Source organism: Streptomyces sp. DH10, assembly GCF_029813805.1.
In the GTDB taxonomy this organism is placed as follows: domain Bacteria; phylum Actinomycetota; class Actinomycetes; order Streptomycetales; family Streptomycetaceae; genus Streptomyces; species Streptomyces coeruleofuscus.
Window position 1 is genome coordinate 1 of the sequence record NZ_JARVKU010000017.1, and the last position, 13242, is coordinate 13242.

The following is a 13242-nucleotide window of genomic DNA, read 5'->3' on the forward strand; positions in this document are numbered from 1 at the left end:
TAACACCGAACGCACCGCGGCCCTGGCAGACTTCCTGCACACCTACAACCACCACCGCTGCCACACCGCACTCGGCGGCCACCCACCCATCTCCCGCGTGAACAACGCTCCAGGTCAATACACCTAGAGCACGAGCGCCGCTCCGCACACCGCCAACGCCATCGTGCACAGCACCGCGGCCGTGGCGTGCCGGGGCGCGAACGCGGCAGGGGTGGCGGTGGCCGAGAGGGCGCGGATACGGCGGTGGGCGATGCTCAGGAAGCCCAGCCACAGGACGCAGCACAGCGCGCACGCGACGAGCCCGGGCGCCGACGCCCCGCCGTGCAGCGCGGTCTTCACGGCGAGCACGGCGGAGGCCGTGCCCGACAGCGTCGTACGCCGCCACGCGAGCCGGGTCCGCTCGGGTTGCAGCCCGGGGTCGCGGTCGGGGTCCTGGCGTCGGGCCGCCGGCGCGTTCACCCCTCCCACCCCACGAGCACCACGAGGACCATGGCGAGGGCGACGATCGCGACGACGAGACTCAGCACCGCCGGGAACCGGGACACCGGCAGGTCCTCGCCCCGGCGCATGGCCCGCTCGCAGCGCACCCAGTGGTTGACCGCCCGCAGCGAGCACAGCACGCCCGCGGCCAGCAGCGCGAGCGCCAGCCCCACGCGCCAGCCCCAGCGCAGGTCCGGAAGGAACTGGTCCACGGCGAAGCCGCCGCCGATCAACGCGAGCGCGGTGCGCAGCCAGGCCAGGAAGGTGCGTTCGTTCGCCAGCGAGAACCGGTAGTCGGGCGTCTCGCCGTCCTTCCGCACCTGCGCGGGAGCGAACCACAACCGGACGTTCCGTACGAACTCGATCACGTGCGCGACCCTACCGGGCACCCGGGTACCCGGTCGCCGGGGAGGGTGTGGCAGTGCCGCCTGCCGCGGTTGGGCCGACCGGGGACAGCCCCGCTCAGTCCATCGACCGAAACGCCCTGAGCCGCTCGTACGCCGCCAGCCCGTCCGGTACCCACTCCCAGTCGCCCAGGCGCCGCCGCACCTCGTCCTCGGGCAGGAAGTCGTACCAGGCCACCTCCTCGGCCTGCGGCTGGACCGGAAGGTCGCAGCGGACCTCGTACACCGCCGACCACCAGGTCTGACCGGAGCCGTTGTCGTAGAGGAACTTGAAGAGGTAGCGCGGCAGCGGCAGACCCGTGACGCCCAGTTCCTCCTCGGCCTCGCGCAGGGCCGCCGTGTCGTAGGTCTCGCCCGCGCCGACCACGCCGCCGACGAACATGTCGTACAGGGAGGGGAAGACCAGCTTGGCCGGCGTCCGCCGGTGCACGAAGATCCGCCCCGCGGCGTCCCGGGCCTGGATGAACACACAGCGGTGCCGCAGACCCCTGGCGTAGGCCTCGCCCCGGGGCGACTGCCCGATGACCCGGTCGTTCTCGTCGACGATGTCGAGGATCTCGTCAGCGGCACTCAAGCCTTCACCCGCAGCACTCATGCCCTCATCCAAGCAGGGCGCGAGGCGTCACTGCGGCTGCGGCTGAAGCTGCGGCTGGAGCCGCCCCACGCGTGCCCGCTCCGCCGACCCCGAGGGCATGGCCGGATGCAGACCCAGCAGCATGATCCCGGCCACCACGGCGAGGAGACCGCCCGCCTCCCAGCTCAGCGCCACCGCGTCGGTCCGCAGCCGGTCGCCCAGGAAGCCGACGCCGCAGATGATCCCGGCGATCGGCTGGGCCGCTGTCAGGGCGGGCAGCGACTTGCGCAGGGACGCGGTCTCGAAGGCGCTCTGCACGAGGAGCAGCCCCGTGACGCCCAGCGCCAGGACGGCGTACGGCTGCCAGCCGGTCAGCAGCCCGGCGAAGCCGCCCTCGGCGAACTTCTCCCCGCTCACCCGGGTCAGCGCGTCCTGCACGCCGTACAGCAGCCCGGCGGCCAGGGCCAGCAGCACCGGCCCGGAGCCCAGCCGGGAGCGCTTGGCGTGCGCCGTGAGCAGCAGGGCGAGCCCGGTCATGGCCCCGATGATCAGCCACTGCCGCATCGGATCGGCCGTCGCGGCGCCGCCGTGCGGCTCGCCCGCCACGATGAACGTGGTCACACCGCCCGCCAGCAGCAGAAGTCCCGCCCAGCCCTGGCGGCCGAGCGGCTGCCGGGTCTGCCGGCGGGACAGCGCGAGCGCGAAGAGCAGGTTCGTCGCGAGCAGCGGCTCCACCAGCGACAGCTCGCCCTGCCCCAGTGCGGCGGCACCCAGCGCCGTGCCGAGCACCATCAGCCCGATACCGCCGAGCCAGCGCGGCACCTTCACCAGGTCGATCAGCAGCCGGAAGGACAGGAAGTCGTTGAGCGGAGCGCGCTGGGCCGCGTTCTGCTGAAGCACGAAGCCGAAGCCCAGACAGCAGGCGGCGCTCACGGCGAGCACCAGGACTAGAACCGACACGCGGTGTACCTCGATCATCAGGTCGGGTTCACGATGGCGTAGGGGCCGACTGTACCGGCCGGCTCCGCCCGGCGCGCCCGTACGTCGTCCCATCCTGAGCGGTGGTGACCGCCCAGCACTATGACGCACGCCACAAAGGGCGAAACGGATAAAAGGGATGCTCGTCCCGCCGTCCTCTGGGACCCCTTTGATCACAAAAGCCTCACGAGTAACAGCAGTTGACGCGTGTAACGCCCTGGCGGCCCTTGACGTCAACCGTTGGCTGACGGTTGGCTGTGCGTGATCAGTTCATGGCGAAGCGCACACACGCGCTCCATCGACCGCCGTGAGCCGAAACACAAGAAGAGCGCGTGAGGAAGTCCCGCGGTGCCCCCACCCCCGCCTCCCCTCGGCCGTGGCCGCAGACGTGCGTCTCAGGCCTTCGACGAGGCCCTCGACGACGCCGACCTCGCGGCCGCCCGCGCCGCGCTGGCGCAGGGCCGCTGGCAGAACGCCCGCTCACTGCTGGTGCACACCGCGGACGACTGGGACCGGCGCGGCCACCGCGTCACGGTCCTCGCACGGGAGCCCTACTGCGCGGCATGGGCCCGTGAGTGGCTGCTCGCCGAACCCGAGTCAGCCGACGCCGCGGTCCTGCTCGCCCTCGCCCAGGTCCGGCGCGCCCTGCACGGCAAGGGCAAGCCGGTCCGGGCCCGCGAGGCCTGCGCGACCGCCGCCGCCCGCGCCCCCGCCGACCCCACCCCCTGGCTCGGCCTGCTCCTGCTGGAGTGCGCGGTCGGCACCGACCAGGACGTGGTCCGGACCTTCGAGCAGGTCCGCGCCCGCTACGCCGACCACCACCACGCCCACCACCTGATGGTCGCCCGGCTCGCCGGACGCCGCACGGAGGCCGGCCCGGACCCCCTGCACGAGGTCTACGACTTCGCCGGCTGGGCCGCCGAGCAGGCACCCGCCGACTCCCCGCTCGCGATCCTGCCGGTCATCGCGCACGCCGAGCGCTACCGCGCGCTGGCCGCCGCCGGGCACGAACCCGCCGACCCGGCCGCCTCGGGCCACTGGACGGGCCGCCGCGCCCGGCAGGTGATGAAGGCCGCCTTCGACTGGTGGCTGGAGTGGGAACAGGAGGGTCATCCGCGCCGGCTGATCGACCTCAACTTCCTCGCCCACGCCAAATTCTGCGAGGGGCGGGGCGCCGAGGCCGCCGCCCTGTTCCACCGGATCGGCCGGCACGCCACCCCGGCGCCCTGGTCGTACCCGGACCGCGACCCGCACACCGCCTTCGCCGCCGCCCGCGCCGCCGCGCTGGGCACGGCCTGACACCCCCCGGAAATCCAGAAGTGAGGACGCTCTCCCGATGACCACGGACAGTTCGAGCACGAGCACATCCGCAGCCGGCGGCATCAGCACGTTCAAGGGACAGGAGCGCGCCCTGCGCGCCGACCGGCTCGGCACCGGGGGACTGCTGCTCTCCGTCCTCGCCGCGACCGCCCCGCTCATGGTGGTCGCGGGTGTCATGCCCACTACATTCGCGGTGATGGGCATCGTCGGTCAGCCGCTGCTCTTCGTCGTCCTCGGCGTCGTCCTGATCCTGTTCAGCATCGGTTACGCCGAGATGAGCCGCCACGTCCACAACGCCGGAGCCTTCTACGCGTACATCTCCCGCGGCCTCGGCGGCACCGCCGGCGCGGGCGCCGCCCTGGTCGCCCTCGTCGCCTACAACGCGCTCCAGATCGGCATCTACGGCATCTTCGGCTTCGAGGTCTCCGGGCTCCTCGCCACCTACGCCGAGGTGGAGATCGCCTGGTGGATACCGGCGCTCGTGGCCGCGCTCGCCGTCGGCCTGCTGGGCTGGCTGAAGATCGACGTCAACGCGCGCGTGCTCGGCGTGCTGCTCGTCATCGAGGTGCTCCTCGTCGTGATCTTCGACGTCGCCGCCCTCGCCGACCCCGGCAAGGAAGGCCTCTCGCTACACGCCTTCAACCCCGACACCCTCACCGGCGCGGGCGTCGGCACCGCGCTGTGCTTCTGCATCGCCGCGTTCCTCGGCTTCGAGCAGGCACCCGTGTACGCCGAGGAGACCACCCGTCCGCACGTCCTGGTGCCGCGCGTGATGTTCCTCGCCGTCGGCGGGGTCGCCGTCTTCTTCGCGCTGAGCAGCTGGGCCCTCACCGTCGCCACCGGCCCCGCCGCGATCGTCGGCACCGCCCAGAAGCAGAGCGCCGGACTGCTGTTCTTCCTCACCGAGTCGCGCCTCGGCGGCACCTTCACCGATGTCCTGCACGTCCTGTTCGTCACCGGCATGTTCGCCGCGCTGCTCAGCTTCCACAACGTCGTCGCCCGGTACGCCTTCGCCATGGGCCGCGAGGGCCTGCTGCCCGCCGCCTTCGGCCGCACCAGCGGCACCAGCGGCGCTCCGGGCACCGGCTCGCTGCTCCAGACCGTCGTGGCCGTGGTCGTCGTGGCCGCCTTCGCGATCGTCGACGACAAGCCGGCCGGCGACCCGACCGCGCCGGTCCTGCACCTGTTCACCTGGTTCGGCAACATCGGCGCCCTCGGCGTGATCGTGCTGATGGCGGCGGCCTCCCTGTCGGTCGTCGTCTTCTTCGTCCGCCGGGGTGCCGCGGGCGCCCAGGCCTGGCGGCTGGTCACCTCCGCCCTGGCGGGCATCGCCCTGCTCGTGATCGCCGGCTACACGGTGAAGGACTTCGAGGTCCTCGTCGGCGCCGGCCCGGGCTCCTCGCTGAGCTGGATACTGCCCGGCACCATCGGCCTCGCCCTGGCCGCCGGCCTGGTCCTGGGCCTGGTGCTGCGCGCCCGTGCCCCCGAGAAGCACGCCCGGATCGGGCTCGGCAACGAGGCGTTCCAGCTCGACAAGGCGGCGTCGTCCTGACCCCGGCCGCGTAAGAAGTGGTTACGGAACTCTGACGAGCACCCGCGATCCCTGTCCTGACGGGGCCGCGGGTGTTCGAATGAGAACGTGAACGAGGACGTACATGAGGGCATGAACGACGAACCCCCCGGACCACGGGGCACCCCGGTCGGCCGCCGCGTCTTCCTCGGCACCCTCGGCCTGGGCGCCCTCGGCGTGGTCGCCGCGCCCCAGCTCCAACGCGGCCTGGAGGGCTTCCTCGGCGGCGCCGCCGACAAGGACCCCACCGGCCTGACCGGACTGCTCCCGAACGGCGGCGGCTTCCGCTACTACTCGGTCGCCTCGTCCGTTCCCCGCAAGAACGCCGGCAGCTACCGCCTCACGATCGACGGCCTGGTCGACCACCCCGCGACCTACACCCTGGCCGACCTCAAGGCCCTGCCGCAGACCCGCCTGGTCCGCGACGTCCAGTGCGTCACCGGCTGGCGGGTCCCCGACACCCCCTTCGAGGGCGTACGCCTGTCCCGCCTCCTCGACACCGCCAAGGTCCGCCCCACGGCCAAGGCCATCCGCTTCACCTGCTTCGACGGCACCTACACCGAGAGCCTCACCCTCGCCCAGGCCCGCCGCGCGGACGTCCTGGTCGCCCTGCGCATGCAGGACAAGGACCTCGGCCACTCCCACGGCGGCCCGGTCCGCCTCTACGTGGCGCCCATGTACTTCTACAAGTCCGCCAAGTGGCTCTCCGGCATCACCGTCACCGACGAGGTCCGGCCGGGGTACTGGGAGGAGCGCGGCTACGACGTCGACGCCTGGGTGGGCCGCTCGAACGGACGTGACGATGAGCCCACGACCTGACACCGCGGTCGCTGTCAGGCGCTTCAGCCGGACCGAGCGCTGGGTCCACCGCACGACGGCCGCGCTCATGGGCGTCTGCGTCCTGACGGCGGCCTGCCTCTACGTCCCCCAGCTCGCCGAACTCGTAGGCCGCCGTGCCCTCGTCGTCACCCTGCACAAGTGGACCGGCCTCGCCCTGCCCATCCCGGTCCTGGCCGGCCTCGCCTCCCGCGCCCTGCGTACCGACCTGGGCCACCTCAACCGCTTCGGCCCGCACGACCGCACCTGGCTGCGCGCCGCCCTGCACCGCGACAAGCGTCCCTCGTCCCGCCCCGCGGGCAAGTTCAACGCCGGCCAGAAGCTCTACGCGTCCTGGATCGCCGGCGCCACCCTCGTGATGCTCGGCACCGGCCTGATGATGTGGTTCACCCACCTCACCCCCCTCCTGTGGCGCACCAGTGCGACGTTCGTCCACGACTGGCTGGCCCTCACCATCGGCATGGTCCTGGCCGGTCACATCGGCATGGCCCTGGCCGACCCGGAATCCAGGAGAGGTATGCGCACGGGCTCGGTGAGCAGAGAGTGGGCAGACCAACAGCACCCTCTATGGCGCCAGTAGGTTCGTCAGGGGCGCGGGGAACCGCGCGACAAGCCACAACACACCCGCAGCCGCGCGACGACAGAACCAGCTACGGCGACTGGGCGAAATCCAACAGCACCTTGCAAGACCGACTCCGGTCAGCAGCCAGGGCAAAGGCGGACTCGGCCTCCCTCACCGACACCACCGCACTGATCAGCCCGTCGAACGCAGCCTCCCCCGCCAGCAGCTCCAGCGCCTGATCGAACTCCCCGTCGAAGCGAAACGCCCCCCGCAGCTCGATCTCCCGACTCACCACAAGGTTCCCCGCGAACGGACTGTGCCCCGCCGGCAACATCCCCAACTGCACGACGACCCCGCCCCGCCGCACGCGCCGCAGACACGTGTCGAGCCCGGCAGCCACTCCGGACGCCTCGATCGCGACGTCCACTTCGGAAGGCCACCCCGGGTCGTCAGGATCATCGGCCCGTACGAGCGTCCCGGCACCGGCGATCCGGGCGTACTCCAGCGCCTCGGGCAGCAGATCCGTGACGGTCACCCGCACCGCCCCGGCCGCCTTCGCCGCCGCGACCACGAGACAGCCGATGGGCCCGGCACCGGTCACCAGGACGTGCCGCCCGGCCACCTCCCCGGCCCGCCGCACCGCGTGCAGGGCGACGGACAACGGCTCGGCGAGCGCGGCCCGGCGCAGCTCGAGGCCCTCCGGCAAGGCCCGCACCTGCTCCCAGGGCACGACCATGTGCGCCGCGAACCCTCCCTGCACATGCGGAAAACGCGCCGCACTGCCCAGATACCGGGTGTCCCGGCAGATGTTCCGCCGACCGTCCGAGCACTCCGGACACACCCCGCACGGCGTCGCCGGATGCACGGCGACGGCGGCACCCGGCGCCGGGCCCGACGCGCCGGCACCGTACCCGACCACCGTTCCGACAACCTCGTGCCCGAGCACCATCGGCTCCCGGAGCCGGAAGTCCCCGACCCCGCCGTGCCGCCAGTAGTGCAGATCGGACCCGCACACCCCGCCGTACCGCACGGCGACCAGCGCCTGCCCCGGTCCGGGCTGGGGAACCGGCAACTCCGCCACGCGCAGGTCACCCTGACCGTGGATCACACAACCCAGCATCACAGCCTCCCGGCAGGTGGTCACAACACGCTCGTCATGCCGCCGTCGACGTACAGCACCTGACCGCTGACGAAGTCGGCCGCGGGGGAGGCGAGGAACAGCACCCCGCCCACCAGGTCCTGGGTGCGGCCCCAGCGGCCGGCCGGGGTGCGCCGCCGCACCCAGGCGCTGAACTCCTCGTCCTCGACCAGCGGTCGTGTCAGCTCCGTCTCGATGTAGCCCGGACCGAGCCCGTTGACCTGCACACCGCTCGGACCCCAGTCCGCGCACATGCCCTTGGTGAGCATCTTCAGCGCACCCTTGGTGGCGGCGTACGGTGCGATCCCGGGCCGTGTCACCTCGCTCTGCAACGAGCAGATGTTGATGATCTTTCCGTGGCCGCGTTCCGTCATCCGGCGCGCAGCCTCCCGGCCGACCAGGAAGGCACTGGTCAGGTTGGTGTCCAGGATCCGGTGCCAGTCGGACTCGGTGAACTCCAGTAGCGGAGCGCGCAGTTGCATGCCCGCGTTGTTGACGAGGATGTCGAGCGGACCCACCCGCTCCTCGACCTCGGCGACCCCCGAGGCCACCGATGATCCGTCGGTCACGTCGAACGCCGCCGTGTGCACCCGGTCGCCGGGCAGCCCGGCGGCGGCCTCGGCGAGCCGGTCCTTGTCGCGTCCGTTGAGGACGACCGTGCAGCCGGCCTCCGCCAGACCACGGGCGAGCGCGAGCCCGATGCCCCGGCTGGAGCCGGTCACGAGGGCCGTACGGCCGCTGATGTCGAAGAGAGGGTGAGCCGTCATGGCCGCGGCACTCCTAGATCACGAGGGACAACAGCAGGACGATGCCGCCGGCGACCACCGAGATGATCGTCTCCATGACGGACCAGGTCTTGATGTTCTGGCCGACACTCAGCCCGAAGTACTCCTTCACCATCCAGAACCCGGCGTCGTTGACATGGCTGAAGAACAGCGAGCCGGCGCCGATGGCGAGGACCAGCAGGGCCGCGTGCGTGGTCGACATGTCGGCCGCCAGCGGGGCGACCAGACCGGCCGCCGAGACCGTCGCCACCGTCGCCGAACCGGTCGCCAGCCTGATCGCCACCGCGATCAGCCAGGCCAGCAGCAGCGCGGGAATCGACCAGTCCTCGGAGATGTCCAGGACCATCTGGCCCACGCCGGTGTCGATCAGCGTCTGCTTGAAGCCGCCGCCCGCGCCGACGATCAGCAGGATGCCCGCGATCGGCGCGAGGCTCTTCTCGACGAGCGGCGAGATCCGCTCCTTGGAGAACCCGGCGGGCCGCAGCAGCGTGAAGATGCCGACGAGCACCGAGGCGAGCAGCGCGATCATCGGGGCGCCGATCACGTCGAAGACGCGCTGGACCAGGTTCTCCGGGTCGTCCACGACGATGTCGACCAGCGCCTTGGCGAGCATGAGGATCACCGGCAGCAGGACCGTGAACAGCGTGGCGCCAAAGCCGGGACGCTTCTCCAGGTCCTCCGAAGCACGCTGCGGAATCATGCGTTCCGGGGCGGGGACGTCCACCCAGCGGGCCGCGTACTTCGAGAACAGCGGACCGGCGATGATCACCGTGGGTATGGCGACGAGGACACCGAGCGCCAGCGTCACGCCGAGGTCGGCCTTGACGGCGTCGATCGCGACCAGCGGACCGGGGTGCGGGGGCACCAGGCCGTGCATCACGGACAGGCCGGCGAGCGCCGGGATGCCGATGCGCATCAGCGAGTAGTTGCCGCGCTTGGCGACCATCAGCACCACCGGGATCAGCAGCACGATGCCGACCTCGAAGAACAGCGGCAGTCCGATCACCGAGGCGATGAGCACCATCGCCCACGGCATCGACCGCCCGCCGGCCTTCGCGAGGATCGTGTCGACGATCTGGTCGGCGCCCCCGGAGTCGGCGAGCATCTTGCCGAGCATCGCGCCGAGGGCGATCAGCACCCCGACGCCCGCGACCGTGGTGCCGAGGCCGGCGCTGAAGCTGGTGAGGACCTTGTCCAGCGGCGCCCCGGCGATCGCGCCGAGCGCCAGCGACCCGATGGTCAGCGCCAGGAACGCGTGCAGCTTGGACTTGGTGATGAGCAGGACGATGACGGCGATGCCCGCCAGGACGGCGATGCCCAGCTGAGCGTGGCCGGCCGAGGTGATCGGCTCGGGTGCGTCCGCTGCCAGCATCTCGACGCTGAGTCTGGTCACGGGTGGGTTCCCTTGCGTTGGAGGGGACTGGGGGAGGGGGACCGGCAGGGGCTACTGGACGGGCTCGGGGAGGTCTTCCAGGGCGAGCGCCGCCCGCTCGGTGATCTCCTCCGGGCTGCCCGAGACGTCCACGTCGGCCCCGGCCTCGTCCGCCTGGAGCGACTGGAGCGTGGCGAACTGGGAGTCGAGCAGCGCCGTGGGCATGAAGTGCCCCTGCCGGTGCGACATCCGGTCCTCGATGAGCGCGCGGTCACCCGTGAGGTGCACGAAGACCACGCCGGGCGCGGCGGCCCGCAGCCGGTCGCGGTACGACCGCTTCAGCGCCGAGCAGCTGACCACCCCGCCGAGCCCGGCCCGCCCGTGCGCCCACTCGCCGATGGCGTCCAGCCAGGGCCGGCGGTCCTCGTCGGTGAGCGGGGTACCGGCCGTCATCTTGGCGATGTTGGCCTGCGGGTGGAAGTCGTCGCCCTCGGCGTACGGAACGCCGAGCCGGGCCGCGAGCAGGGGACCGATGGTGGTCTTGCCGGTGCCGGCGACGCCCATGACCACGACGACGTGGGGGGTGTTCATCGCTGCCTCACTGTCTGCTGTCTCCGTCGACACGTGATGTCGACGCAACTGAAACTCATTAGGTACGACAAATTCAAGGGGTCGTGATGAATAAGTCTGACTTTTTGTCTCCGTGATCTACCCCGTACGCTGAGTGCATGAGCACACCGGGCCGGGGGCTGCACGGCCACGTACTGGACACCCTCGGCCCCGAGATCACGGCGGGCGAATACCCGCCGGGCAGTGTCCTGCGCACGGACGAGCTCGCCCAGCGTTTCGACGTGTCACGCTCGGTGATGCGCGAGGCCGTCCGCGTCCTGGAGTCCATGCACCTGGTCGAATCCCGCCGCCGCGTGGGCGTGACCGTACGCCCGACGTCGGAGTGGAACGTCTACGACCCGCAGGTCATCCGCTGGCGCCTGGCCGGCAAGGACCGCGCCCGGCAGCTGCGCTCCCTCACGGTGCTGCGCTCGGCGATCGAACCGGTCGCCGCGGGCCTCGCCGCCCGGCACGCCACGTCCGAGCAGTGCGCCGAACTCACCGAGTGCGCCCTCGGCATGGTCGCCAACTCACGCGGTCACAAGCTGGAGGAGTACCTCGTCCACGACATGGCCTTCCACCGCGTCATCCTGGACGCCTCCGGCAACGAGATGTTCGCCCGCCTCGGCGACGTCGTCGCCGAGGTCCTGGCCGGCCGCACGCACCACGACGTGATGTTCGAGGACCCCGACCCGGCCGCCGTCACCCTCCACGTCCAGGTCGCCGAGGCGGTCCGCGCGCGCGACGCGGTCCGCGCGGAGGAACTGACCCGCGAGATCACGGTCGGCGCCCTCCAGGAACTCGACATCCTGGCGCCCTAGGGGTCTCCGCAAGCACCCGCTACGGCAGAAACTCCCCGTCGACGTACACCCAGGCCCCGTCGACCCGCTCGAACCGGCTCCGCTCGTGCAGCGAGCCGCCCCGGTACGACGCCCGGAACTCCACCGTCCCGGCGGAGTGGAACGCCGACCCGTCACTCGTCGCGAGGATCTCCAGCCCGGTCCACCGCATCCGCGGATCCAGCTCCAGCGTCCCGGGCCGCGTCCGCGGATGCCAGGTCCGCAGCAGATACCCGGCGTCCCCCTTCACGAAGGCGCTGTACCGCGACCGCATCAGCGCCTCGGCGGTCGGGGCGGCGGCGCCGGAGTGATAGCGGCCGCAGCAGTCGCCGTAGGCCACGAGGAGGCCGCACGGGCAGGAACGCGTACTCATACCGGTCATTGTCCTAGGGCGTGTCCGTCCCGGACGAGGGCAGTGGCGGCAGCGCCGTCCCGTACACCCACGCGTCGAACAACTCGTCCAGCGGCTCGTCAGCGAACCGCGCCACATGCGCGGTGAAGGCCGCCGTGGTCACCGCCCCGCCCCGGTGCAGGCTCGCCCACCCGCGCAGCATGCGGAAGAACGCGTCGTCGCCCAGGGCGCACCGCACCGCGTGCAGGGTGAGCCCGCCGCGCTGGTAGAGACGGTCGTCGAACATCGACTTCCGCCCCGGATCGGCGAGGCGAAGGTCCTGCGGCAGCGCGGACAGCGACCGGTGTGCGGCGGCGGCCAGTTGCCGGGCGCCGCGGCCTCCCGAGCGCTCCGACCACAGCCACTCGGCGTACTTCGCGAACCCCTCGTTCAGCCAGATCTGCCGCCAGTCGGCGATGGACACGCTGTTGCCGAACCACTGGTGCGCCAGCTCGTGCGCGACCAGCCGCTCCGAACCCCGCGCCCCGTCCACGTGGTTGGACCCGAACAGCGACAACCCCTGTGCCTCGACGGGGACGTCGAGCTCCTCCTCGGTCACGACGACCGCGTACTCGTCGAAGGGGTACGGCCCGAACAGTTCCTGGAACAACTCCATCATCGCGGGCTGCCGCGCGAAGTCCCGGGAGAACCGGGGGAGCAGGTGCGCCGGAATGTGCCCGTGCTGCGGCACCCCGCCCGGGCCCGGGTCGCCCAGCAGCACGGTCTGGTACTTCCCGATCGACAGCCCCACCAGATAGCTGGAGGTCGGCGCCGCCTGCTCGTACACCCAGGTGGTCGTCGAGGCCTTCGTCGTGCGGGTGAGCAGGCGTCCACCGGCCACCACCGCGTAGGCCGACGGCGTCGTGACCGAGATCTGGTACGAGGCCTTGTCGGCGGGCCGGTCGTTGCACGGGTACCACGACGGCGCCCCGACCGGCTGGCTCGCCACCAGCGCCCCGTCCTCCAACTCCTCCCAGCCGAGGCCGCCCCAGGGGCTGCTCACCGGCCGGGGGTTCCCCGACCACTGCACCTCGACGGTGAACGCGGCACCGGTGCGCAGCGGCTTCGCGGGGCGGACGCGCAGCTTGCCGCCCCGGTGCGTGTAGTGCGCCGCGCGGCCGTCGACCCGCACCCGGCCCACCCGGAAATCCGCGAGGTTCAGCTGGAACTCGGTGAGCTGGCCACGGCCCGCGATGGCGTTGATCCGCGCGGTTCCCGACAGCCGGTTCGGCGCCGGGCGGTAGTCCAGCGTGAGCTCGTACCGGTGCACCCGGTACCGGCGGTCACCGTTGCCCGGGAAGTACGGGTCCTGACCCACTGACTGCTGAACCGCCACTGTTGCGTCCGCTCCCTGCACTGCGCTCGTACGACGTCCGTCGGCCC

At 71.7% G+C, this 13242-nt stretch carries 15 protein-coding genes and 1 pseudogene; 6 read left to right on the forward strand and 10 right to left on the reverse strand.

Features of this window, described 5'->3' with window-relative positions; genetic code table 11:
• Positions 1 to 127 (forward strand): annotated as a pseudogene (locus QC385_RS29725) (IS481 family transposase); the annotation flags it as partial.
• Here QC385_RS29725 and QC385_RS29730 read toward each other — a convergent pair.
• From QC385_RS29730 to QC385_RS29745, 4 genes are all read right to left on the reverse strand, one after another.
• Positions 124 to 459, reverse strand: a complete 336-nt coding sequence (locus tag QC385_RS29730) for a DUF202 domain-containing protein (RefSeq protein WP_279544484.1) — start codon at positions 457 to 459, stop codon at positions 124 to 126. The pseudogene QC385_RS29725 and the gene QC385_RS29730 sit on opposite strands and share 4 nt — an antisense overlap.
• Positions 456 to 848 (reverse strand): YidH family protein, encoded by a 393-nt coding sequence (locus QC385_RS29735; protein WP_279544485.1) that lies wholly within the window; start codon positions 846 to 848, stop codon positions 456 to 458. The genes QC385_RS29730 and QC385_RS29735 overlap by 4 nt, the downstream gene beginning before the upstream one ends.
• 94 nt (positions 849 to 942) lie before the next feature.
• Entirely contained in the window at positions 943 to 1479 is a 537-nt protein-coding gene (locus QC385_RS29740; protein ID WP_279544486.1) for an NUDIX hydrolase, read from the reverse strand.
• A 27-nt stretch (positions 1480 to 1506) separates the two neighbouring features.
• Positions 1507 to 2418 (reverse strand): DMT family transporter, encoded by a 912-nt coding sequence (locus QC385_RS29745; RefSeq protein WP_279544487.1) that lies wholly within the window; start codon positions 2416 to 2418, stop codon positions 1507 to 1509.
• A 366-nt stretch (positions 2419 to 2784) separates the two neighbouring features.
• Between QC385_RS29745 and QC385_RS29750 the strand changes: the two genes are divergently transcribed.
• From QC385_RS29750 to QC385_RS29765, 4 genes are all read left to right on the forward strand, one after another.
• The gene (locus QC385_RS29750; protein ID WP_279544488.1) at positions 2785 to 3735 is read left to right on the forward strand and encodes a hypothetical protein; all 951 of its coding nucleotides are present in this window, start codon (positions 2785 to 2787) and stop codon (positions 3733 to 3735) included.
• Between the two features lie 37 nt (positions 3736 to 3772).
• The gene (locus tag QC385_RS29755) at positions 3773 to 5308 is read left to right on the forward strand and encodes an APC family permease (protein ID WP_279544489.1); all 1536 of its coding nucleotides are present in this window, start codon (positions 3773 to 3775) and stop codon (positions 5306 to 5308) included.
• A gap of 111 nt (positions 5309 to 5419) precedes the next feature.
• Complete coding sequence (locus tag QC385_RS29760; RefSeq protein WP_279544490.1) at positions 5420 to 6145, forward strand: molybdopterin-dependent oxidoreductase; 726 nt, start codon at positions 5420 to 5422, stop codon at positions 6143 to 6145.
• The gene (locus QC385_RS29765; RefSeq protein ID WP_279544491.1) at positions 6129 to 6743 is read left to right on the forward strand and encodes a cytochrome b/b6 domain-containing protein; all 615 of its coding nucleotides are present in this window, start codon (positions 6129 to 6131) and stop codon (positions 6741 to 6743) included. The genes QC385_RS29760 and QC385_RS29765 overlap by 17 nt, the downstream gene beginning before the upstream one ends.
• Before the next feature lie 70 nt (positions 6744 to 6813).
• On the opposite strand, the gene QC385_RS29770 is transcribed toward QC385_RS29765, so the two are convergent.
• The 4 genes from QC385_RS29770 to QC385_RS29785 are packed head-to-tail and all read right to left on the reverse strand — an operon-like array spanning position 6814 to position 10611.
• Positions 6814 to 7845 (reverse strand): L-idonate 5-dehydrogenase, encoded by a 1032-nt coding sequence (locus QC385_RS29770; RefSeq protein WP_279544492.1) that lies wholly within the window; start codon positions 7843 to 7845, stop codon positions 6814 to 6816.
• 20 nt (positions 7846 to 7865) lie between these two features.
• The gene (locus tag QC385_RS29775; RefSeq protein ID WP_279544493.1) at positions 7866 to 8630 is read right to left on the reverse strand and encodes an SDR family oxidoreductase; all 765 of its coding nucleotides are present in this window, start codon (positions 8628 to 8630) and stop codon (positions 7866 to 7868) included.
• A 13-nt stretch (positions 8631 to 8643) separates the two neighbouring features.
• Positions 8644 to 10041 (reverse strand): GntT/GntP/DsdX family permease, encoded by a 1398-nt coding sequence (locus QC385_RS29780; protein WP_279544494.1) that lies wholly within the window; start codon positions 10039 to 10041, stop codon positions 8644 to 8646.
• A gap of 51 nt (positions 10042 to 10092) precedes the next feature.
• Positions 10093 to 10611, reverse strand: coding sequence for a gluconokinase (locus tag QC385_RS29785; RefSeq protein WP_279544495.1), 519 nt, complete (start codon positions 10609 to 10611; stop codon positions 10093 to 10095).
• A 137-nt stretch (positions 10612 to 10748) separates the two neighbouring features.
• Here QC385_RS29785 and QC385_RS29790 point away from each other — a divergent pair, with 137 nt between their 5' ends.
• The gene (locus QC385_RS29790) at positions 10749 to 11450 is read left to right on the forward strand and encodes a FadR/GntR family transcriptional regulator (protein ID WP_279544496.1); all 702 of its coding nucleotides are present in this window, start codon (positions 10749 to 10751) and stop codon (positions 11448 to 11450) included.
• 19 nt (positions 11451 to 11469) lie between these two features.
• On the opposite strand, the gene QC385_RS29795 is transcribed toward QC385_RS29790, so the two are convergent.
• Positions 11470 to 11841 carry a YchJ family protein gene (locus tag QC385_RS29795; protein WP_279544497.1) on the reverse strand — a complete coding sequence of 124 codons (372 nt, stop codon included), beginning with the start codon at positions 11839 to 11841 and terminating at the stop codon, positions 11470 to 11472.
• 13 nt (positions 11842 to 11854) lie between these two features.
• On the reverse strand, positions 11855 to 13195 hold the full coding sequence (locus QC385_RS29800) for a M1 family metallopeptidase (RefSeq protein WP_279544498.1): 1341 nt from the start codon (positions 13193 to 13195) through the stop codon (positions 11855 to 11857).
• Positions 13196 to 13242: the final 47 nt, after the last annotated feature.

What these genes read in the sequence shown, in the direction of transcription:
- QC385_RS29765 (WP_279544491.1), top strand. Translation starts at nt 6,129, where the DNA reads ATGAGCCCACGACCTGACACCGCGGTCGCTGTCAGGCGCTTCAGCCGG.
- QC385_RS29795 (WP_279544497.1), bottom strand. Translation starts at nt 11,841, where the DNA reads ATGAGTACGCGTTCCTGCCCGTGCGGCCTCCTCGTGGCCTACGGCGAC.
- QC385_RS29790 (WP_279544496.1), top strand. Translation starts at nt 10,749, where the DNA reads ATGAGCACACCGGGCCGGGGGCTGCACGGCCACGTACTGGACACCCTC.
- QC385_RS29755 (WP_279544489.1), top strand. Translation starts at nt 3,773, where the DNA reads ATGACCACGGACAGTTCGAGCACGAGCACATCCGCAGCCGGCGGCATC.
- QC385_RS29775 (WP_279544493.1), bottom strand. Translation starts at nt 8,630, where the DNA reads ATGACGGCTCACCCTCTCTTCGACATCAGCGGCCGTACGGCCCTCGTG.
- QC385_RS29740 (WP_279544486.1), bottom strand. Translation starts at nt 1,479, where the DNA reads ATGAGTGCTGCGGGTGAAGGCTTGAGTGCCGCTGACGAGATCCTCGAC.
- QC385_RS29760 (WP_279544490.1), top strand. Translation starts at nt 5,420, where the DNA reads ATGAACGACGAACCCCCCGGACCACGGGGCACCCCGGTCGGCCGCCGC.
- QC385_RS29770 (WP_279544492.1), bottom strand. Translation starts at nt 7,845, where the DNA reads ATGCTGGGTTGTGTGATCCACGGTCAGGGTGACCTGCGCGTGGCGGAG.
- QC385_RS29785 (WP_279544495.1), bottom strand. Translation starts at nt 10,611, where the DNA reads ATGAACACCCCCCACGTCGTCGTGGTCATGGGCGTCGCCGGCACCGGC.